The sequence below is a fragment of the Amycolatopsis eburnea genome (assembly GCF_003937945.1).
GTDB classification, from domain to species: Bacteria; Actinomycetota; Actinomycetes; order Mycobacteriales; family Pseudonocardiaceae; genus Amycolatopsis; species Amycolatopsis eburnea.
The window spans coordinates 1144464-1168051 of record NZ_RSEC01000058.1; the positions used below are offsets into that span (position 1 = coordinate 1144464).

At 73.8% G+C, this 23588-nt stretch carries 6 protein-coding genes and 1 pseudogene; all 7 read left to right on the top strand.

Features of this window, described 5'->3' with window-relative positions; all coding sequences use genetic code 11:
* Positions 1 to 78, top strand: a pseudogene (locus EIY87_RS49400) (polyketide synthase docking domain-containing protein); the annotation flags it as partial.
* A complete protein-coding gene (locus EIY87_RS30590; protein ID WP_449657967.1) occupies positions 73 to 8220 on the top strand; it encodes a type I polyketide synthase in 8148 nt (2715 codons plus the stop codon). The pseudogene EIY87_RS49400 and the gene EIY87_RS30590, both read left to right, overlap by 6 nt.
* A 43-nt stretch (positions 8221 to 8263) precedes the next feature.
* Positions 8264 to 19072: a type I polyketide synthase gene (locus EIY87_RS49405; RefSeq protein WP_125313279.1), complete on the top strand. Its 10809-nt coding sequence runs from the start codon at positions 8264 to 8266 to the stop codon at positions 19070 to 19072.
* A 20-nt stretch (positions 19073 to 19092) separates the two neighbouring features.
* Entirely contained in the window at positions 19093 to 20313 is a 1221-nt protein-coding gene (locus EIY87_RS30600) for a cytochrome P450 (RefSeq protein ID WP_125313280.1), read from the top strand.
* The gene (locus EIY87_RS30605; RefSeq protein WP_125313281.1) at positions 20310 to 21536 is read left to right on the top strand and encodes a cytochrome P450; all 1227 of its coding nucleotides are present in this window, start codon (positions 20310 to 20312) and stop codon (positions 21534 to 21536) included. Before EIY87_RS30600 ends, EIY87_RS30605 begins: the two co-directional genes overlap by 4 nt.
* The gene (locus tag EIY87_RS30610; RefSeq protein WP_225440117.1) at positions 21533 to 22762 is read left to right on the top strand and encodes a cytochrome P450; all 1230 of its coding nucleotides are present in this window, start codon (positions 21533 to 21535) and stop codon (positions 22760 to 22762) included. Before EIY87_RS30605 ends, EIY87_RS30610 begins: the two co-directional genes overlap by 4 nt.
* The gene (locus EIY87_RS30615) at positions 22759 to 23505 is read left to right on the top strand and encodes a thioesterase II family protein (protein ID WP_148106216.1); all 747 of its coding nucleotides are present in this window, start codon (positions 22759 to 22761) and stop codon (positions 23503 to 23505) included. Before EIY87_RS30610 ends, EIY87_RS30615 begins: the two co-directional genes overlap by 4 nt.
* Positions 23506 to 23588 lie beyond the last annotated feature (83 nt).

Below are 23588 nucleotides of genomic sequence, written 5' to 3' on the forward strand. Positions count from 1 at the left end.
ATGTCGAACGAACAGAAGCTGCGCGACTACCTCAAGCAGGCCGCCAAGGACCTGCGCGAGGCCCGCGGCCGGGTGCACGAGCTCGAGGAGCGCGACCGCGAGCCGATCGCGATCGTCGGGATGAGCTGCCGGTACCCCGGCGGCGTCACCTCGCCCGACGAGCTGTGGCGGCTGGTCGCCGACGGCACCGACGCCATCTCGGCGTTCCCGGACGACCGCGGCTGGACCGCGGAGGACGTTTACGACCCCGACCCCGAGACGCCCGGCAAGTCGTACGTGCGCGAGGGCGGGTTCATGACCGCCCCCGCCGACTTCGACCCCGGCTTCTTCGACATCAGCCCGCGCGAAGCCCTCGCGATGGACCCGCAGCACCGGCTGCTGCTGGAGACGTCGTGGGAGGCCTTCGAACGCGCGGGCATCGACCCGGCTTCCGTGCGCGGCCACAAGATCGGCGTCTACGCGGGCGTGATGTACCAGGACTACGCCGCGCGCCTGACGTCCGTGCCCGAGATCGTCGAGGGCTACCTCGGCAGCGGCAACGCTGGCAGCGTCGCCTCCGGGCGGGTGGCCTACACCTTCGGCTTCGAGGGCCCGGCGATCACGGTCGACACCGCGTGTTCGTCCTCTTTGGTCGCCCTGCACCTCGCCGTCCAGTCACTGCGGCGCGGCGAGACCACGATGGCGCTGGCGGGCGGGGTCACGATGATCGTGACGCCCGCCGGGTTCATCGAGTTCAGCCGCCAGCGCGGGCTCGCGCCGGACGGCCGCTGCAAGTCGTTCGCCGGCGCCGCGGACGGCACCGCGTGGGCCGAAGGCGTCGGAATGCTGCTCGTGGAACGGCTTTCCGACGCGCGGCGGCTCGGGCACCCGGTGCTCGCGGTGGTCCGCGGCACCGCCGTCAACCAGGACGGCGCCAGCAGCGGCCTGTCCGCGCCGAACGGGCCCGCGCAGCAGCGCGTCATCCGCGCCGCGCTCGCCGACGCCGCGCTGACGTCGGACCTCGTCGACGCCGTGGAAGCGCACGGCACCGGCACCGTGCTCGGCGACCCGATCGAGGCACAGGCCGTGCTGGCCACCTACGGCGCCGAGCGGCCCGCCGACCGGCCGCTGCTGCTCGGCTCGTTCAAGTCGAACGTCGGTCACACGCAGGCCGCGGCCGGCGTCGGCGGCGTGATCAAGATGGTCGAGGCGATGCGGCACGGCGTGCTGCCGAAGACGTTGCACGTCGACGAGCCGACGCCGCACGTCGACTGGGCCGCGGGCGCGGTCGAGCTGCTCACCGAGGCGCGGGAGTGGCCGGAGACGGGCCGCCCGCGCCGGGCCGGCGTGTCGTCGTTCGGCGTCAGCGGCACCAACACCCACGTCATCCTGGAAGAGGCGCCGGACGAAGCGGTCCCGGAACCCGGTGTGGCGCCCGCGGTGCTGCCGTTCGTCCTTTCCGGACGGACCGACGCCGCCTTGCGCGCCCAAGCCGCACAGCTGCTGGACGTCGCCGCCGACCCGGTCGACCTCGCCGCTGCGCTGGCAACGACCCGCGCGCACTTCGGCGAGCGGGCGGTAGTGCTCGGGGACCTCGAGGCGGGACTGCGTGCACTCGTCGCCGGGGAACCCTCGCCGTCGGTGGTGCGGGATGCCGTCGCCGGGGGTGAAGTCGCGTTCCTGTTCTCCGGCCAGGGTTCCCAGCGCGCCGGGATGGGCCGGGAGCTGTACCGGACGTACCCGGTCTACGCGGCCGCGTTCGACGAGATCTGCGCGGGCTTCGACCCCCGCGTGCGCGAGCTGGTCCTCGACGGCGGCGCGGACCTCGACCGCACCGAGTACGCGCAGGCCGCGTTGTTCGCCGTCGAGGTGGCGCTGTACCGGCTCGTCGAAGCGTGGGGCGTCCGCCCGGCGTACCTGCTCGGGCACTCGATCGGCGAGATCGCCGCCGCCCACGTCGCCGGGGTGTTTTCCCTGGCGGACGCGCAGACGCTCGTCACGGCCCGCGGCCGGCTGATGCAGGCGTTGCCGGTCGGCGGGGTCATGGCCGCCGTCCGCGCGAGCGAGGAAGACGTCCGCGCGGCGCTGCGCGAGGGCGTCTCGATCGCCGCGGTCAACGGGCCGCGGTCGGTGGTCCTCTCCGGCGAGGCCGACGCCGTCGCCGAAGTCGCGGCGGAGTTCGGCAAGGCCAAGGCGCTCACCACGAGCCACGCGTTCCACTCCGCGCTGATGGACCCGATGCTGGCCGATTTCCACGCGGCCATCGGCGAAATCGCGTTCAGCGAGCCGCGGATCCCGCTCGTCTCCGACGTCACCGGCGCGCTCGCCACACCCGGCCTGCTCACCAGCCCGGACTACTGGGTGCGGCACGTCCGCGAGACGGTCCGCTTCGCCGACGGCGTCACGGCGTTGCACACCGAAGGCGTCCGGACGTTCCTCGAGCTGGGCCCGGACGGCGTGCTCAGCGCGCTGGCCCAGGACTGCCTGCCGGGGGACGCGGCCGCCGTCGCGGTCCTGCGTGCCGGACGGCCGGAGGCGCGCTCGGTCGTCGCCGCGCTCGCCCGGCTGCACACGCGGGGTGTCACGCCGGACTGGCGCGCCTATTTCGCGGGCAGCGGCGCCCGTCATGTCGACTTGCCGACTTACCCGTTCCAGCGGACGCGCTACTGGCTGGAGGCCACCGGGTCCGGCGGGTTCGTCGAACTCGCCGCGAAGCCGGAACCGCCCACCGGGGCACTGGCCGCGCGGCTGGCCGGCGCCCCGGCGGCCGAGCGGCTCCGGGTGCTGACCGACCTGGTCCGCGGGCAGGCCGCGATCGTGCTCGGCCACGGGTCCGCCGACGAGATCCGCGCGGACCGGCCGTTCAAGGAGCTGGGCTTCGACTCGCTCACCGCCGTCGAGCTGCGGACGTTGCTGGCCACCGCGCTCGGCCGCGAGCTGCCAGCCACGCTCGTCTTCGACCACCCGACGCCGTCGGCGCTGGCCGCGTTCCTCGACGGCGAGGAAATCGAGGCCGCGGAAACCGTCGCGGCGCACGACGAACCGATCGCCATCATCGGGATGAGCTGCCGCTACCCGGGCGGGATCGGCTCGGCCGACGACCTGTGGCGGCTGGTCGACGCCGGTGCCGACGCCATCTCGCCGTTCCCCGCCGACCGCGGCTGGGACATCGACGCCATCTTCGACCCGGACCTGTCCCGGCCGGGTACGACGTACTCGATCGAAGGCGGCTTCGTCGACGGCGCCGCCGAGTTCGACGCCGCGTTCTTCGGCATCTCACCGCGCGAGGCACTGGCCATGGACCCGCAGCAGCGGCTGCTGCTGGAAGCGTCCTGGGAGGCGTTCGAGCACGCCGGTGTCGACCCGACGGCGTTGCGCGGCGCGAAGGTCGGCGTGTTCGCCGGTACCTCGGCGCAGGACTACAGTTCGCTGCTGGCCACCATCCCGGCCGAGGCCGAGGGATACGTCGGCACCGGCACCGCATCGAGCGTCGTCTCCGGCCGGATCGCCTACACCTTCGGCTTCGAGGGGCCCGCGCTCACGGTGGACACGGCGTGCTCGTCGTCGCTAGTCGCGCTGCACCTGGCCGCGCAGGCGCTGCGCTCCGGCGAGTGTTCGATGGCGCTGGCGGGCGGGGTGACCGTGATGTCCACCCCGGCCGGGTTCATCGAGTTCAGCCGCCAGCGCGGGCTCGCGCCGGACGGCCGCTGCAAGTCCTTCGCGGCGGCCGCGGACGGCGTCGGCTGGTCGGAAGGCGCCGGCGTGCTGCTGGTCGAACGGCTGTCCGACGCGCTGCGCCTAGGTCACGAAGTCCTCGCCGTGGTCCGCGGGTCCGCGGTGAACCAGGACGGCGCGTCCAACGGCCTGACCGCCCCGAACGGACCCGCGCAGCAGCGCGTCATCCGGGCCGCGCTGGCCGCCGCGTCGCTGGCACCGTCCGATGTGGACGTCGTCGAGGCGCACGGCACCGGCACCGTGCTCGGCGACCCGATCGAGGCGCAGGCCGTGCTGGCCACTTACGGCCAGGACCGCCCGGAGCCGCTGCTGCTGGGCTCGCTCAAGTCGAACATCGGCCACACCCAGGCGGCGGCGGGCGTCGCCGGCGTGATCAAGGTGGTCCAGGCCATGCGGCACGGTGTGCTGCCGAAGACGCTGCACGTCGACGAGCCGTCACCGCACGTCGACTGGACGGCGGGCTCGGTCGAGCTGCTCACCGAAGCCCGGCCGTGGCCCGTCTCCGACGGGGTCCGGCGGGCGGGGGTGTCGTCGTTCGGGGTGAGCGGGACGAACGCGCACGTGATCCTGGAGGAGCCCCCCAATGTGGCGTTGGGTGCGTTGGACGCACCGAACGCCACATTGGGTGCGTCTGACGCACCCAACGCCACATTGGGGCGTTTGGGGGCCGTGCCGTTCGTGGTGTCCGGGCGTGATCAGGAGGGCCTGCGGGCGCAGGCCGCGAAGCTGCGCGTAACGGCGGAGTTGCCGCTTGGCGATGTCGCGTGGACGTTGGCGACTGGGCGGGCGGCCCTGGAGCACCGGGCCGCGATCGTCGCGGCGGATCGGGACGAGCTGCTCGACGGGCTGGGGGCGCTCGCGGAGGGACGGGCGCACCGGTCCGTCGTGCAGGGGACGCCGGTGAGCGGGGGTGTCGCTTTCCTGTTCACCGGGCAGGGTTCGCAGCGGGCCGGGATGGGCCGGGAGCTGTACGAGACGTTCCCGGTGTACGCGGCGGCGTTCGACGCGGCCTGTGCGTACTTGGATCCGCGGGTCAAGGAGCTGTCGGGAGCGCCGGACACGGATCTCGCTCAGCAGGGCATCTTCGCGGTGGAAGTGGCGCTGTTCCGGCTGCTGGAGTCGTGGGGCATCCGGCCGGACGTCGTGGTGGGGCATTCGGTGGGGGAGATCGCGGCCGCCCATGTGGCCGGGGTGTTGAGTCTTGAGGACGCGGCGACGCTGGTTGCGGCGCGGGGCCGGTTGATGCAGGCGCTGCCCGAGGGTGGCGTGATGATCGCGGTCCAGGCGTCCGAAGAGGACGTTGAGCTGCCGGATGGAGTCTCGCTGGCTGCGGTGAATGGGCCGGATGCTGTGGTGCTGTCTGGTGAGGAAGCCGCAGTCACGGAGTATGCGGCGAGGTTCGCGAAGACAAAGCGGCTCAACACGAGTCACGCGTTCCACTCGGCGTTGATGGAGCCGATGCTGGCGGAGTTCGCGGCGGCGATCGACGGGCTCACCACCACCGAACCGGTCATCCCGTGGGTGTCCACTGTGGAACAGGGCCCGGACTACTGGGTGCGTCAGGTCCGCGAGTGTGTGCGGTTCGCCGACGCAGTGGCGGCGACGGACGCGCGGACGTTCGTCGAGATCGGACCGGACGCCGTCCTGAGCGCCATGGTCGACGGTGCCATCCCGGTGCTGCGCAGAGACCACGACGAGGTCCGGACCACGATGACCGCCCTCGCACGGCTGCACGTCCGCGGCGTGACCCCGGACTGGACGCGCGTGCTGCCCGCCGGACGCAAAGCCGACCTGCCGACGCAGGCGTTCCGGCGCGAGCGGTTCTGGGTCGAGCCGTCCTGGGACGCGGGGGACGTCACCGCCGCCGGGCTGGCCGCCGCGGACCACCCGCTGCTCGGCGCGGCCGTCGACCTGCCCGGCACCGGCGGGTGCCTGCTCACCGGCTCGCTGTCGGTCAAGACGCACCCGTGGCTGGCCGACCACGCCGTGCAGGGCACCGTGCTGCTGCCCGGCACCGCGTTCGTCGAACTCGCGTTGCGCGCCGCCGACGAGGTGGGCTGCGCGGCCATCGAAGAACTCACCCTCGCCGCCCCGCTGGTCCTGCCGCCGAAGGGCGCGGTCCGGGTCCAGGTCGCCGTCGGCGCGGCGGACGGCGACGGCAGGCGGCCGATCACCGTGCACTCGGCCACCGGCGACGACGACCAGGCCTGGCGCTCGCACGCCACCGGCACCCTCGCCCCCGACGCACCGGCACCGGGCAGCCTGACGACGTGGCCGCCCGAAGGCGCCACGGAAATCGACGTCACCGGCCTCTACGACGGCCTGCAGGACAACGGTTTCGGCTACGGACCCGCGTTCCAGGGCCTGCGGGCGGCCTGGTCGCTCGACGGTGCCGTCTACGCCGAAGTCGCGCTGCCGGACGGCCAGCAGGACGCCGCCGGGCGGTTCGGCCTGCACCCGGCGCTGCTCGACGCCGCACTGCACGCCGTCGGGCTCGGCGACTTCGTCACCGCGAAGGGACAGGGACACTTGCCGTTCTCGTGGAACGGCGTCACGCTGCGGACGTCCGGGGCGGCGAGCCTGCGGGTGCGGCTGGCGCCGGCCGGGCCGGACACGATCAGCCTGACCGTCGCCGACGCCCACGGCCGCCCGGTCGCCTCGGCGGAATCCCTGCTGCTGCGGGCGATTTCCGCGGCGGGCATCGAAGCTCGGGCCGAGTACCACCAGTCGCTGTTCCGCCTCGACCTGGCGCCCGCCACCACGGGGCCGGTGCCCGCGGCCACCTGCGCGGTCCTCGGCGACCCCGCGCTCGCGGCGGCGCTGCGCAGCGCCGGGGCGGTCGTCAGGACCGGCGGCGAACCGGCGGACTACACGTTCCGGCCGATCGCCGGCGACGACGTCCACCAGGTCACCACCGAAGTGCTCCAGGCCGTGCAGGATTGGACCACCGGACGGCTGGTGTTCGTGACCCGGGGCGTCGACCAGGACGTCGCCCTGGCGGCCGCGTGGGGTCTGGTGCGCACCGCCCAGGCCGAAAACCCGGACCGGTTCACGCTCCTGGACCTCGACGGCGACCTCGACGGCCGCGCGATCCTCGCCGCGCTCGCGGGCGGGGAACCGCAGGTGCTGCTGCGAGACGGCGAAACCCTCGCACCCCGCCTCGCCCGCGTCCCGGCGGGCGAGGAAACCCCCAGGGAGTGGAATCCCGACGGGACCGTGCTCATCACCGGCGGCACCGGCACCCTCGGCGGCCTCCTCGCCCGGCACCTGGCCGGCCAGGGCGTCCGGCACCTCGTGCTCGCGGGCCGTCGCGGACCGGACACGCCGGGTATCGGCGACCTCGTGTCCGAATTGGACGGCCTGGGGGCGACCGCGACCGTCGTGGCGTGCGACGCCGCCGATCGTGACGCCTTGACAGCGCTCCTGGCCGGGATCCCCGCCGAGCACCCGCTGACCGCCGTCGTGCACACCGCCGGCGTCCTCGACGACGGCGTCGTCGCCTCGCTGACCCCGGAGCGGTTCGAGACCGTGCTGCGGCCCAAGGCCGACGCCGCCCGGCACCTGCACGAGCTGACCGAGCACCTCGACCTGGCCGCGTTCGTGCTGTTCTCCTCCGCGGCGAGCACGCTCGGCAACGCCGGGCAGGCCAACTACGCCGCCGCCAACGCCGTGCTGGACGCGCTGGCCCGCCACCGGCACGCCCGCGGGCTGCCCGCGACGTCGCTGGCCTGGGGCCTGTGGGAGCAGTCGAGCGGCCTGCTCGGCGAGCTCACCGACGTCGACAAGCGCCGGATGAACCGCGGCGGCTTCGGCGCGCTGGCCACGGCCGACGCGCTCGCGCTGTTCGACACCGCGCTCGGCCTCGGCGAGCCGATGCTGCTCCCGATGGAACTGGACCTCGCGGCGACGCGGCAGCGGATCGGGAGCGGCCCGGTGCCCCCGCTGTTCCGCGGGCTGATCCGCGGCGCGCGGCGCCCGTCGGCCGCGCCGGAGGAAGGCGCGCTCGCCGCCCGGCTGGCCGAGGTGCCCGCCGAGGAGCAGGAAGCCGTCCTGCTCGACCTGGTGCGGACGCAGGTCGCGGCCGTGCTCGGGCACGCGTCCGCGGACGCCGTCGACCCGGAACGCGGCTTCGGCGACTTCGGCTTCGACTCCCTCAGCGCCGTCGAACTGCGCAACAACCTGGCCGCCGCGACCGGCCTCCGGCTGCCCGCGACGCTGATCTTCGACTACCCGGACCCGCGGGTGCTCACCGGCTTCCTCCTCGCGGAACTGGGCCGGGGCGACGCGGAAGCGGCCGATCCGGCGCTGACGGCGTTGGCCCAGCTCGAAGCGGGTCTGGCCGCCGCGGAACCGGCGGAAGCGACGCGGATGGCGCTTAGAACCCGTTTGGAAGTGCTGCTTGCCACCCTCTACCCGCGGACCGGTGCGGAGGAGGGCGAACGCCTGGACACCGCGACGGACGAGGAGCTGTTCGCCTTGATCGACCAGGACTTCGAAGTTCGCTAGCGGCCGCCCGCCGACCCCACGATCCACCGAGGAGACGCCCGGAATGGCGAACGAAGACACCCTCCGCGACTACTTGAAGCGGGCCACGGCCGACCTGCAGCAGGCCCGGCAGCGGCTCGGCGCGACGCGCTCGCAGCTGGCCGAGCTCGAAGCGCAGGCCAGGGAGCCGATCGCCATCATCGGGATGAGCTGCCGCTACCCCGGTGGCGTCGGCGACCCCGACGGGCTGTGGGACCTGGTCGACGCCGGCCGCGAGGGCATCGGGCCGTTCCCCGAGGACCGCGGCTGGGACCTGGGGAAGCTCTACGACCCGGACCCCGACCAGCCCGGCACGTACTACGTGACCGAAAGCGGTTTCCTGCGCGAGGCCGCGGACTTCGACCCGGCGTTCTTCGGCATCTCGCCGCGCGACGCCCTCGCGATGGACCCGCAGCAGCGGCTGCTGCTGGAGCTGTCCTGGGAGGCCATCGAGGCCGCCGGGCTGGCTCCGGCCGCGCTGCGGGGCAGCAAGACCAGCGTGTTCGCCGGCGTGATGTACAACGACTACGCGGCCCGGCTGCAGCCGGTGCCCGACGGGTTCGAAGGGTTCATCGGCAACGGCAGCGCGGGCAGCATCGCGTCCGGCCGCGTCGCCTACACCTTCGGGCTGGAGGGCCCGGCGCTCACCATCGACACGGCGTGCTCGTCGTCGCTGGTGGCGTTGCACCTGGCGGCGACCGCGCTGCGCCGCGGCGAGTGCTCGCTGGCGCTGGCCGGCGGCGTGACCGTGATGTCGACGCCGACGGCGTTCATCGAGTTCAGCCGGGCCCGCGGGCTGGCCCCGGACGGCCGCTGCAAGTCCTTCGCCGCGGCCGCCGACGGCACCAGCTGGGGCGAGGGCGCCGGGATGCTGCTGGTGGAACGGCTTTCCGACGCCCGGCGCCTCGGCCACCCCGTACTGGCCGTGGTCCGCGGCACCGCGGTCAACCAGGACGGCGCGTCCAACGGCCTCACCGCGCCGAACGGTCCCGCCCAGCAGCGGGTCATCCTCGACGCGCTGGCCGCCGCCGGGCTCTCGCCGTCCGAAGTGGACGCCGTGGAGGCGCACGGCACCGGCACCGTGCTCGGCGACCCGATCGAAGCGCAGGCGGTGCTCGCCACCTATGGCCAGGACCGCGCGGAGCCGCTCTACCTCGGGTCGCTGAAGTCGAACATCGGGCACAGCCAGGCCGCGGCCGGCGTCGGCGGCGTGATCAAGATGGTGCAGGCGATGCGGCACGGCGTCCTGCCGAAGACGCTGCACGTCGACGAGCCGAACCCGCGGGTGGACTGGACCGCGGGCGCCGTCGAGCTGCTCACCGAGGCCCGGCCGTGGCCGGAAACCGGGCGGCCGCGGCGGGCCGGTGTGTCGTCGTTCGGGGTCAGCGGCACCAACACGCACGTGGTCCTGGAGCTGCCGGAAGAGACCGACAGCGGCGAACGGACCACGCCGCCGGTGCTGCCGCTGCTGATCTCGGCTCGCACGCAGGACGCCCTCGCCGCCCAGGCGCAAGCGCTTTCGGACCACCTCGACGACGTGTCCCTTGTGGACGCAGCGTTCACCACCACGACCCGCGCGCGGCACCCGCACCGGGCCGTCGTGCTCGGCCGCGACCGCGAGGAACTCCTGGCCGGGCTGGCGGACCTGGCCACCGCCGTCACGGACACGGCGGCACCGGGCAAGACCGCGTTCCTCTTCTCCGGGCAGGGCGCGCAGTACGCGGGGATGGCCACCGAGCTGTACGCCGCCTACCCGGTGTTCGCCGCGGCCCTCGATGCCGCGCTGACCGAGCTGGACCCCGCGGTGCGCGGCGCGGTGTTCGACGGCGACCGCCTGGACGAAACCGAGTTCACCCAGCCCGCGCTGTTCGCCGTCGAGGTCGCGCTGTTCCGGCTGCTCGAAGCCTGGGGCGTGCGGCCGGACTTCCTGCTCGGGCACTCGATCGGCGAAATCGCGGCCGCGCACGTCTCCGGCGTCCTCTCACTGGCCGACGCGGCCACGCTGGTCACCGCCCGCGGCCGGCTGATGCAGGCCCTGCCCGCGGGCGGCGTGATGATCGCAGTCGAGGCCGCCGAGAGCGAAATCGCCCCGACGCTGCCCGACGACGTCGCGATCGGCGCCGTCAACGGCCCCGGCGCGGTGGTGCTCTCCGGCCCGGCCGAAGCCGTCACGGCCGTTGCCGCCGCGTGGGCGGAGAAGGGCCGCAAGACCAGCGAACTCGCCACCAGCCACGCGTTCCACTCGCCGCTGATGGCGCCGATGACCGCGGAGTTCCGGGCCGCGCTCGCCGGGCTCGCCTTCGGGACCCCGTCGATCCCGATCGTCTCGACCGTGACCGGGAAGCCGATCGCCGACGAGTTCGCCGACCCGGACTACTGGGTCACGCACGTGCTCGCCACGGTCCGGTTCGCCGACGGCGTCGCCACCCTGCACGAGGCGGGCGTCACGACGTACGTCGAGGTCGGGCCGGGCGGTCGGCTGGCGGCGCTCGTGCCCGAAGTGGCCGTCGGCGTCGCCACCCTGCGGCCCGAGCGGCCGGAACCCCTGACCTTCGCGGCCGCGGTCGCCCGGCTGCACACGCGCGGCCGCGAACCGGACTGGGCGGCGGTGTTCGAGGGCACCGGCGCGCGGCGGATCCCGCTGCCGACGTACGCCTTCCAGCGCGAGCGCTACTGGCTGGAGGCGAAGGAAACCGCCGGTGACGTGGCTTCGGTCGGCCTGGGGGCGACCGAACACCCGTTGCTCGGCGCCGCGGTGTCGCTCGCCGGGGGTGACGGCTTCCTGTTCACCGGCGTGCTGTCCCGGCGGGCGCACCCGTGGCTGGCCGACCACGCCGTGCTCGGCACGGTGCTGCTGCCCGGCACCGCGATGCTGGAACTCGCGTTGCGGGCGGGGGAGCAGGCGGGGTGCGGGCGCGTCGAAGAGCTGACGCTGGAAGCCCCGCTCGTCCTCGGCGACGACGGCGTCCAGGTCCAGCTCGCGGTCGGCGCGCCGGACGGCGCGGGCCGCCGGAGCGTCGGCCTGCACTCGCGCCCCGACGGCGCCGCCTTCGACGAACCGTGGGTGCGGCACGCGACCGGGTTCCTGGCGCCGGGAACGGCCGCACCGGGCCCGGACCTGAGCGAGTGGCCGCCGTCGGGTGCCGAACTCGTTGCGGTGGAAGGTATCTATGACGCCGTCGAATCCGCCGGATTCCACTATGGACCGGCGTTCCGCGGGTTGCGTGCGGCCTGGCGACGCGGCGAGGAGGTGTTCGCCGAAGTCGCGCTCGACGCCGAACACGGCCCCGAACGCTTCGGCGTCCACCCGGCATTGCTGGACGCGACGCTGCACGCGGCGGGCCTGGCCACGCCGGACGCGGCGCCGGAAGGACGGCTGCCGTTCGCGTGGACCGACGTCTCGCTGTTCGCCGCGGGCGCCGCCGAAGTCCGGGTGCGGCTGGTCCCGGCGGGCACCGGCGCGGTGTCGCTGACGCTCGCCGACCCGGCCGGAAAGCCGGTCGCCACCATCGGTTCCCTGGTCTCGCGGCCGGTGTCGGCCGAGGGCTTGGACACCTCCCGCAGCCTGCGCGACGCACTGTTCACTTTGGACTGGCAGCCCGCACCGGCCGGGGACTTCTCGGGTCCGATAGAGGTCACCGAGCTGCCCTGCGGCACGGGTTCGGTGCCCGCCCAGGTCCGTGAAGTGACCGCCGCGACCTTGAAGCTGCTGCAGGACCGGCTCGCGGGCTCGTCGGACGCCCGGCTCGTGTTCGTGACGCGGGGTGCGGTCGCCGACGATCCCGACCTCGCCGCGGCCGCCGCGTGGGGCCTCGTGCGGGCCGCGCAGTCGGAGAACCCCGGCCGGTTCGTGCTGCTCGACGTCGACACCGGCGACCTCGCCGACGACGTCCTCGCCGCCGCGGCGGCCACCGGGGAACCGCAGCTTTCCCTCCGCGACGGCGAACTGCGGATGCTGCGCCTGGCGCGCCCGGCGGAGTCCGATGGGGACGCGCCGGTGCTCGACGGCACCGTGCTCATCACCGGCGGTCTGGGCAGCATCGGCGCCCTCACCGCCCGGCACCTCGCCTCGCAGGGCGTCCGCAGGCTGGTGCTGACCGGCCGTCGCGGCCCGGACACCCCCGGCGCCGCCGAGCTGGTCTCGGACCTTTCCGGCTTGGGTGCCGAGGCGGTCGTGGTCGCGTGCGACGTCGCCGATCGCGATTCTCTCGCGACGGTGCTGGCGGACATCCCGGACCTGTGCGCCGTGGTGCACGCGGCGGGCGTGCTCGACGACGGCGTCGTGGAATCCCTTACCCCGGAACGCTTCGAGGCCGTGTTCCGGCCCAAGGTGGACGCCGCCTGGGCGTTGCACGAGCTGACCGCGAACCGCCCGCTGGCCGCGTTCGTCGTGTTCTCCTCCGCGGCGGGTGTCATGGGCGGTGCGGGGCAGGGCAACTACGCCGCGGCCAACGCGTTCCTCGACGCGCTGATGACCCACCGGCGGGCCGCCGGTCTGCCCGGCACCGCGATGGCGTGGGGCGCCTGGGCCCAGGGCATGGCCGCCGGACTCGCCGACGCCGACCTGCGCCGGATGAGCCGCGGCGGCATGATCCCGCTGTCCACAGTGGATGGCTTGGCGCTGTTCGACGCGGCGCTGGCGGCCGCGGCCCCGGTGCAGCTGCTGAGCCGGCTGGACCTCGCCGTGCTCGGCAGGCAGGCCGCGTCCGGGATGCTGCCGTGGCTGCTGCGCGGCCTGGTCCGGACGCCGCTGCGGCGAGCGGGCGAAGCGGTCGACGCCGGGCTCGCGCAGCGGCTGGCCGGACTGGCCGAGCCCGAGCGCCGGGAGGTGCTCGCCGACGTCGTCAGCACGCACGTCGCGGCCGTGCTCGGGCACGGCTCGACGGCCGCGGTCGACCTCGACGGCGCCTTCAAGGACCTCGGCTTCGACTCGCTGACCGCGGTCGAGCTGCGCAACCGCCTCGGCGGCGCGACCGGGCTGCGGCTGCCCGCGACGCTGATCTTCGACTACCCGAGCCCGGCCGCGCTGGTCGAGCACCTGGTCACCGAGCTGGGCGGGACGGCCGCGCCGGTCACCCCGGCGACGGCGGCGGCCCCGGCCGACGAACCACTGGCCATCATCGGCATGAGCTGCCGCTACCCCGGTGGCGTCAGCTCGCCGGAGGAGTTTTGGGACCTGGTGGCGGACGGCCGCGACGGCGTCTCGGGGTTCCCGACCGACCGCGGCTGGGACCTGCCCGGCACCGACTTCGTGCCCGAGGGCGGGTTCCTCTACGACGCCGACCGCTTCGACCCGGAGTTCTTCGGCATCTCGCCGCGCGAGGCCATGGCGATCGACCCGCAGCACCGGCTGCTGCTCGAGACGGCGTGGGAATCCTTCGAGCGTGCGGGCATCGACCCCGGCTCGGTCAAGGGCAGCCGGACCGGCGTGTTCGCCGGGCTGATGTACCACGACTACGTCTCGCGGCTCACCGCCGTGCCGGACGACCTCGCGGGCTACCTCGGCAACGGCAGCGCGGGCAGCGTCGCGTCGGGGCGCGTGGCCTACACGTTCGGGCTGGAAGGGCCCGCGGTCACGATCGACACGGCGTGCTCGTCGTCGCTGGTGGCGCTGCACCTGGCGGCGCAGTCCCTGCGTTCGGGGGAGTGCACGATGGCGCTGGTCGGCGGCGTGACGGTGATGTTCACCCCGACCGCGTTCCTCGAGTTCAGCCGCCAAGGCGGGCTGTCGGGCAACGGGCGGTGCAAGTCGTTCGCCGCGTCCGCCGACGGCACCGGCTGGGCCGAAGGCGCGGGAATGCTGCTGGTGGAGCGGCTTTCCGACGCGAAGCGGCTCGGCCACCCGATCCTGGCCGTGGTCCGCGGGACGGCGGTCAACCAGGACGGCGCGTCGAACGGCCTCACCGCACCGAACGGCCCGGCCCAGCAACGCGTGATCCGCGCGGCGCTGGCATCCGCGCGGCTGCGGCCGTCCGATGTGGACGCCGTCGAAGCGCACGGCACCGGAACCTCGCTGGGTGACCCGATCGAGGCGCAGGCGTTGCTGGCCACCTACGGGCAGGAGCGCGCGGAGCCGTTGTGGCTGGGCAGCGTCAAGTCGAACATCGGCCACACGCAGGCCGCGGCGGGCGTCGCGGGCGTGATCAAGATGGTCCAGGCCATGAAGCACGGCGTGCTGCCGGCGACCCTGCACGTCGACGAGCCTTCGCCGCACGTCGACTGGTCGTCGGGCGCGGTCTCGCTGCTCACCGAAGCCCGGCCGTGGCCGGAGACCGGCCGCCCACGCCGCGCGGCGGTCTCGTCGTTCGGGGTCAGCGGCACGAACGCCCACGTGATCCTCGAGTCGCCAGAGCGCCCCAATGTGGCGTTGGGTGCATCTGACGCACCGAACGCCACATTGGGTGCGCTGGACGCACCGAACGCCACATTGGGGCGCTTGGTGCCGTGGGTGCTGTCCGGGCGGAGTGCGGGGGCGCTGCGAGGGCAGGCCGAGGCGCTCGCCGGGGTGACGGGGAAGGCCCTGGACATCGGGTGGTCGCTGGCCACCACGCGGGCGGCCTTCGACCACCGGGCCGTCGTGCTGGGGCGGGATCTCGCGGACTTCGCCGCCGGGCTCGAAGGTGCTCAGGTGGTCAGCGGCATCGCCTCGCGGCCCGGCAAGGTCGTGTTCGTCTTCCCGGGCCAGGGTTCGCAGTGGACGGGGATGGCGGTCGAGCTGCTGGACTCGTCGCCGGTCTTCGCCGAACGGCTGGCCGAGTGCGCCGCCGCCCTGTCGTCCTTTGTGGACTTCTCCGTCGTGGACGTGCTGCGCGAGAACCGCGACCTCGGCCGCGTCGACGTCGTCCAGCCGGTGCTGTTCGCCGTGCTGGTGTCGCTGGCCGCGGTGTGGCGGGCGCACGGCGTCGAGCCCGCCGCCGTCGTGGGGCACTCGCAGGGCGAGATCGCCGCCGCGGTCGTCGCGGGCGCGCTGTCCCTTGAGGACGGTGCGCGAGTTGTCGCGTTGCGCAGCAAGGAGATCCTGGCGCTCGGTGGCGACGGGGGGATGGCATCGGTCGCGCTGTCCGCCGAGGCGGCGGCCGAACGGCTGGCAGGCTGGGGTGGACTGTCGCTCGCGGCGGTCAACGGCCCCACCTCCGTCGTGGTGTCCGGCGACGCGGGCCTGCTGGCCGAGTTCGTCGCGGGCTGCGCGGCCGACGAAGTGCGCGCCAAGCTGATCCCGGTCGACTACGCGTCGCACTCCGCGCACGTCGACCGCATCCACGACCGGTTGCTGGAAGTACTGGCGCCGATCACCCCGCGCACCGCCGACATCCCGTTCTGCTCGACCGTCACCGGCGATTTCCTCGACACGAGCACCCTGGACGCGGCCTACTGGGCCCGCAACCTGCGCGAGACCGTCGACTTCGCCGGCGCCACGAAGAAGCTGCTGGCCGACGGCTACGGCGTCTTCGTCGAGTGCAGCCCGCACCCGGTGCTCACCATGGCGATCGAGGAGACGGCGGAGCGGGCGGTCGTCGCCGTCGGCACCCTGCGGCGCGAGGACGGCGGCCCCGCCCGGCTGCTGACGTCGCTCGCCGAGGCGTGGGTCCGCGGCGTGCGCGTCGACTGGACCGCGGCGCTCGACGGCGGCCGCCGCGTCGACCTGCCGACGTATGCGTTCCAGCGCGACCGCTACTGGCTCGAATCCCCGGCCGGCGCCGGTGACGTCGGCTCGGCCGGCCTGGCGACGGCGGACCACCCGCTGCTCGGCGCGGTCGTCACGCTGCCGGAGACCGGCGGGCTGGTGTGCACCGGCGCGTTGTCCCTGCGCACGCACCCGTGGCTGGCCGACCACAGCCTGCTCGGCACCGTCCTGGTCCCCGGCACGGCGCTGGTCGAGCTGGCCCTGCAGGCCGGGGCGCACGCGGGCCGCCCGGTGCTGGACGAGCTGACCCTGGAGGCACCGATCGTGCTGCCCGAGTCGGGCGGGATCCAGGTGCAGGTGGTGGTCGGTGCTTCGGGTGAGGTGACTGTCCACTCACGACTGTCGGGCTCCGAAGACCCGTGGACCCGCAACGCTTCCGGCGTCCTCGGCACGACCGCCGCCGAGGGGCTGGCCCTGACCGAGTGGCCGCCCCCGGGCGCCACCGCCGTCGAGCTGGACGGCGCGTACGCGGCGCTGGCCGAGCGCGGCTTCGGCTACGGCCCGGCGTTCCAGGGGCTGCGCGCGGTCTGGCGACGGGACGACGAGGTCTTCGCCGAGGTCGCGATCGCCGACGCCGACCGCTTCGGCCTGCACCCGGCGCTGCTCGACGCCGCCCTGCACGCCGGCATGGTCGCGGGCGACGGCGACGGTGGTGCGCAGATGCCGTTCGCCTGGACCGACGTCGTGCTGCACGCAGTCGGCGCTTCGGCGGTCCGCGTCCGGCTGGCCCCGGACGGGCACCTCGACCTCGCCGACCCGGCCGGCGCCCCGGTGGCGACGATCGGCTCGCTGGCGACCCGCCCGGTCTCGACGGTGACCGCGGGCCGCGACCCGCTGTTCCACGTCCAGTGGACCCCGGCCGGCTCGCCCGTTTCGTCCGGACCCGCGGAGCTGTTCGAGGTCCCGGCGGGAGACGTGCACGAGGTCACGGCGGCGGCGCTGGCCCGGCTGCGGCAGGACACGACCCGCCTGGCGATCGTCACGCGGGGCGCGGTGGCGGCCCGGCCGGGCGAGGACGTGCCCGACCTCGCGGCGGCCGCCGTGTGGGGCCTCGTCCGGTCCGCGCAGACGGAACAACCGGGCCGGTTCGTCCTGATCGACGCCGAGGCGGACACCCCGCGCGAGCTGCTGGAGCGGCTCGCGGCGGGCGAGGAACCCCAGGTCGCGGTGCGGGACGGGCAGGTACTCGCACCGCGCCTGGCCCGCCTCGCGACGCCGGCTTCGGACGCGCCCGCGTTCGACCCGGCCGGCACCGTGCTCATCACCGGCGGTACCGGTCTCCTCGGCAGCCTCGTCGCCCGGCACGTCGCCGAGGCCGGGGCCGGGCACATCGTGCTCACCAGCCGCCGGGCCGCCGAGCGGTCCGAGCGGCTGGTCGCGGACCTGACGGCCGCCGGCGCGCGGGTCACCGTCGCCGAGTGCGACGCCGCCGACCGGGACGCCCTCGCCGCGGTCCTCGACGGCATCCCCGCCGACTTCCCGCTCCGGACCGTCGTCCACGCCGCGGGCGTCCTCGACGACGGGATGCTCGACGGCCTCACGCCCGAACGCCTCAGCACCGTGCTGCGGCCCAAGGCCGACGCGGCCCGGAACCTCCACGAACTGACCCACGACCTCACCGACTTCGTCCTGTTCTCCTCCGCCGCCGGCACCCTCGGCAACGCGGGACAGGCCGGGTACGCCGCGGCCAACGCCTACCTGGACGCCCTCGCCGCCCACCGGCAGGCGCACGGGCTCCCGGCGAAGTCCCTGGCCTGGGGCCTCTGGGACGAAGCCAGCGACCTGACCCGCCAGCTGGGCACCGACGGCCGGGAAAAGGTGAGCCGTGCCGGTCTTCGGCCACTGTCCACAGAGGAAGGACTGCGGCTGTTCGACACCGCCCGCGCCACGCAAGAAGCCGTCCTGGTCCCGATGCACCTCGACGTCGCCGCGCTTCGGCGGCAGTTCGGGACCGGGGGCGTGCCGCCGCTGCTGCGGGGACTCGTCCGGCCCGCCGTCCGGAAGGCCGCCACGGAAGCCGTGCCGGTCGAGGGGCTCACCGGGGACGCGCTCCGGGACGTCGTCCTGACGCAGGTGGCCGGGGTGCTCGGGTTCGCCGGGCCGGACGCCGTCCCGGCCGGGGTCGGCTTCCCCGAAATGGGCTTCGACTCGCTCACGGCCGTCGAGCTGCGCAACCGGCTGATCGGGCTCACCGGCCTGCGGCTGCCCGCGACGCTCGTCTTCGACCACCCCACGCCAGACGCGCTGGTCGAGTTCCTCAGCGGTGAACTGGTGCCGACGGAACAAGCGGTGTCCACTGAGGACACCGCGCCGGAAGAGGAGACCGGCTCGATCCAGCTCCTCTACCGGAAGGCCTGTGACGAAGGCAAGATCGCCGAAGCCGTCGAGTTCATCAAGGCGGCTTCGCGGCTGCGCCCGTCGTTCGACCGCCTCGACGACGTCAAGCAACTGCCGGAACCGGTCCGCCTGGCGCGCGGGGACACCACCCCGGCGGTGCTCTGCTTCGCCGCGCCGGTCGCGATCACCGGGGCCCAGCAGTACGCCCGGTTCGCCGCCGGGTTCCGCGGGGAACGCGAGCTGACCATGATCCCCGCGCCCGGGTTCCGGCCCGGCGAACTGCTGCCGTCGACCGTCGAAGCGACCGTGGAACTGCAGGCCGAACTGGTCTGGAACGCCGCGGGCGGCACGCCGTTCGTGCTGCTCGGGCATTCCTCCGGCGGCTGGCTGGCGCACGCCGTCGCGACGCACCTGGAGCAGCTCGGCTCGCCGCCCGAGGGCATCGTGCTGATGGACACCTACGTGCCGCAGAGCGGGCAGATCGACCGGTTCAAGAGCACGTTCGTCACCAGCGCCCAGGACCGCGAGGAAGAAGCCGGTGGCGTCGACGACCGCAAGCTGACCGGCATGGGCTGCTACTTCCGCGTGTTCGCCGACTGGACGCCGGCGGACACCGCCGTGCCGACGTTGTTCGTGCGCGCCACGGAATCCCTCCAGTCGGTCAGCGGCGAGCGGAGCGAAAGCGATGCCTGGCGGCCGACCTGGACCCCGGACCACGTCGGCGTGGACGTGCCCGGCAACCACTGGTCGATGATGGAAAACCACGCCACGACGACCGCCGACGCCGTCCGCGCCTGGCTCGAGAACCTCTGAAACCCAAGAGAAGGAACAAGATGACCGACTTCGTCATGCCGCAGATCGACCCGGCGCTGCTGCCGCCCTCCGTCCGATTCGGACTGTCGGACACGCTGCCGTGGCTGGGCCGGATGCGCGCGGCCAACCCGGTGCTGCGCGACCCGTTCGGCATGCACCACGTGTTCACCTACGCCGAGGTGCAGCAGGCGCTGGCCGACCCCGGCACGTTCTCCAGCGACCCGTCGCACGTGATGCCGCAGGCCGCCGCCGAGCTGTCGGCGGGCATGCTCGCGGTGATGGACCCGCCCGCGCACACGAAGGTCCGTCGGATCGCCAGCGCCGCGTTCACGCCGAAGCGCGTCAAGGACCTCAACGACCGCATCGCGCAGATCGCCGAGGAGCTGCTCGACGCCGTGCCCGGTGACGAGTTCGACTTCGTCACGGCGTTCTCGCAGTACCTGCCGCTGGTCGTGGTGTCGGAGCTGCTCGGGATCCCGAAGACGGATCTGCCGCAGTTCATCGCCTGGACCGAGGCACTGCTCCAGGTCACCGTGCCGAACCCGAACGACGCCGCCGAGATGGACGCCGCCATGCAGGCGGCCATGTTCGGCCCGCTCGTCCAGATGCAGCAGTACATGGCCGGCCTCTGCGCCGAGCTGCGCGCGAACCCGCGCGACGGCTTCATCAGCGACCTGCTCCAGGCCGAAGTGGACGGTGAGCGGCTCGCCGACCACGAAGCCGTCAACCTCGCCATCCAGCTGCTGCAGGCCGGGCACATCACCTCGGCGTCGGTGCTGGCGAACTTCGTGCTGCGGCTGGGCGAGCACCCGGACGTCGAGGCGCGCCTGCGCACCGACCCGGCGCTGATCCCGGCCGCGGTCGACGAGGCACTGCGGTTCACCCCGCCGGTGCCGCGCCTGCAGCGGTTCACCACCACTGACACCAAGCTCGGCGGGGTCGCCATCCCGGCGAAGAGCATGGTCTTCCTGTCGCTGCTGTCGGCCAACCACGACGAAAAGGTGTTCGCGAACCCGGACGCGTTCGACATCGACCGCGGCGCCGCCCGCAACCTCACCTTCGGCCACGGCATCCACTACTGCTTCGGCGCGGCGCTGGCCAAGACCGAGGCGAAGTTCGGCATCGAAGCCCTGCTGCGCCGGTACTCCTCGATCGAGGTCCTGGCCGGCGAGCCGGTCGAGTTCTACGAAAGCGAGCTGTTCACGCCGAAGAGCGTCCGCGTCCGGGTGCGGCGGGCGTGACCAGCGCACTGTCCACGGAGGACATTCCCTCGGCGCGGTTCGGCCTCGGCGAGCAGCTCGCCTGGCTGCGGCGCAAGCGGGAGGACGGCGGGGTGCACGTCGACGCGTCCGGCGCGCACCACGTCTTCGCCCACGCCGACGTCGAGCGCGTCACCAAGGACCCGGCGACGTTCTCCAGCAACCCGGCGCGGGTGCTGCCCGAGGGCGTGCCGAACCTGACCGAGGGGATGATGCTCGTCGCCGACCCGCCGCAGCACGGCAAGCTGCGGCGGCTGGCGGCGCAGGCGTTCACCCCGCGGAAGATGCGCGACCTCGGCCCGCGGGTCACCGAGATCGCCGTGGGCCTGCTCGACCGCGCGCCGGAAGGCGGCTTCGACGCGGTCGAGCACTTCACGGTCGAGCTGCCCGCGACGATGATCGCCGAGCTGTTCGGCATCCCGGCCGCCGACGCGGGCGCGTTCCGGTCGCTGGTCGAGCAGATCATGGCCATCGAGCCGCCGGACCTCACCGACGAAGCGGCCGTGCGGGCGGCGGCGGACAACGCGCTGGGCGGCCCGTTCCTCGAGCTGATGGGCTACCTGCTCCAGCTTTGCGCGCGCCGGCGTGCCGAGCCGGGGCCGGGGCTGATCTCCGACCTGGTGCGCGCGCGGCTGGACGGCGAGCAGCTGGCCGACCCCGAAGTCGCCAGCCTGGCCGTGCAGATCCTGCAGGCCGGGCACCTGACCACCGCCGCCGTGCTCGGCCACGCCCTCGTGCTGCTGGCCGAGCACCCCGAAGCGCAGGCCGCGCTGCGCGCCGACCGGGCGCTGATCCCGGGCGCGGTCGAAGAAGTGCTGCGGTGCCGCCCGCCGTCCACGCGGCTGCAGCGCTACACCACAGTGGACACCGAGGTCGCCGGGCACGCCATCCCGGCGGGTGCGGTCGTCGTGCCGTGGATGCTGTCGGCGAACCACGACGACGCCGTGTTCGCCGACCCCGGCGTGTTCGACATCCGCCGCAGCCCGAACCGCCACCTGACGTTCGGGCACGGCATCCACTTCTGCCTCGGCGCGATGCTCGCCCGCGTCGAGCTGACCGGTGCGCTGAACGCGCTGTTCGACCACCTTCCGATGTGGACGGTCGACGGCGTCGTCGAGTACCAGGAATCCCATCTGCTGTTCGGACCGAAGCGGGTCCCGCTGGTCGTCAGCACCACCCCCACCGATCGGAGAGACCTCCCGTGACCGAAACCCTGGACACCGCCACCGAGGTGCCGTCGTTCCCGCTGCCGCGCGGCAAGTGCCCGTACCACCCGCCCGCCGCGTACGGCGAACTCCACGAGAAGGCGCCGCTGTCGAAGGTGAAGCTGGTCGACGGCAAGCAGGCCTGGGTCGTCACCGGCTACGCGGAAGCCCGCGCGCTGCTGTCGGACCCGCGGCTCTCGGCCGCCCGCTCGCACCCCGACTTCCCGAACAACGCCAAGATCATGCCCGGCACCGGCATGCCGCAGCCGGTGCCCGAGGGCGACGCGCTGACGTTCGCGCAGCTCGACGACCCGGAGCACAACGCCCAGCGCAAGCTGGTGATCCCGAGCTTCACGCTGCGCCAGGCCAAGGCGATGCGCCCGAAGATCCAGAAGATCGTCGACGAGCTGATCGACGGCATGCTGGCCGACGGGCCGGGCGCGGACCTCGTTTCGGCGTTCGCGGTGCCGTTCCCGTCGATGATGATGGCCGAGCTGTTCGGCGTGCCGGAGGAGGACCGCGCGGTCTACACCGAGCACGTCCAGTACCTGGCGACCCGGCCGGACATGATGGTGCCGGCGATCTACACGCTGTCCGACTTCTACACCAAGCTCTTCGAGCGCAAGCGCGCCGAGCCCGCCGAAGACCTGGCCACGCACATGGTCACCAGCTTCGACGAGCGGCCGGACGAGATCGGCTTCCAGCAGCTGCTCAACTCGGCGATGCTGGTCACGGTGTCGGGCAACGAATCCACCATGACGATGATCTCCCTCGGCGCGTTCGCGGTGCTGGACAACCCGGCGCAGGCCGACGTCCTGCGCGCCGACCCGGCGGGCGCGGCGCCGCGCGCGGTGGAGGAGCTGCTGCGCTACATCTCGGCGGGCGACATCATCTCGCGACTGGCCACTGAGGACATCGAGGTCGGCGGCCAGACCATCCACGCGGGCGAGGGTGTCATCCTCGCGACGCCGGCGGTCAACCGCGACCCCGAAGCGTTCCCCGCGCCGCACGAGCTCGACCTGCGCCGCGACCACAAGACGCACCTGACCTTCGGCCACGGCCCGCACCAGTGCGTCGCGATGAACTTCGCGACGGCCGCGCTCGAGGTCGTCTTCTCGACGCTGTTCACCCGCCTGCCCGGCCTGCGGCTGGCGGTCCCGGCGGAGGAGGTGCCGCCGGGCGGGCTGGGCGTCTACCGCGTCGCCGAGCTCCCGGTCACGTGGTGACCGCGGACCGCTGGTTCCGCCGGTTCCACGAGGCGCCGGCGGCGAAGGCACGGCTGGTGTGCCTGCCGCACGCGGGCGGTTCGGCGTCGTTCTACTTCCCCGTGTCGCGGGCGCTCGCCCCCGACGTCGAAGTGCTGTCGGTGCAGTACCCGGGGCGGCAGGACCGGCGGAAGGAGCCGTTCGTCCCCACCGTCGAAGGGCTCGCCGACGAGATCGCCGCCCTGCTGCGGGGCCTCGACGAGCGGCCGCTCGCGCTGTTCGGGCACAGCATGGGCGCGATGGTGGCGTACGAGGTGACGCGGCGGCTGGAGGACTCGGGCCCGGCGCCGGTGGCGTTGTTCGTCTCCGGCCGCCGCGCGCCCGACCGCTACCGCGACGACCGCGTCCACACCCGCTCCGACGACGGGGTGCTGGCCGAGGTGCGCCGCCTGAGCGGGACGGAAGCCGATCTCCTCGGCGACGAAGAGGTGGTGCGCATGATCTTGCCGGTGCTGCGCAACGACTACCGCGCGGTGGAGACCTACCGGCACCCGCCGGGCGTCCGGCTGGCGACCCCGGTGGTGGCGTTCACCGGCACCGAGGACCCGGTGGCGTCGGTCGACGAGGTCGCGGCGTGGGCGGAGCACACCACGGGCGGCTTCGACCTGGTCCCGCTGCCCGGCGGGCACTTCTTCCTGACCCGCCACCAGGACGTCCTCCTGCGGACGATGGCCGGACGGCTGCTGGGCCGGGTGCCCGCTTGAGCGGACCGCGGGGTGCGGGTGGTCCGCACCCCGCGGTCTACTCGCAGTAGCGCGGTTGCGACGTCCGGGCTAATTCCGGCCGG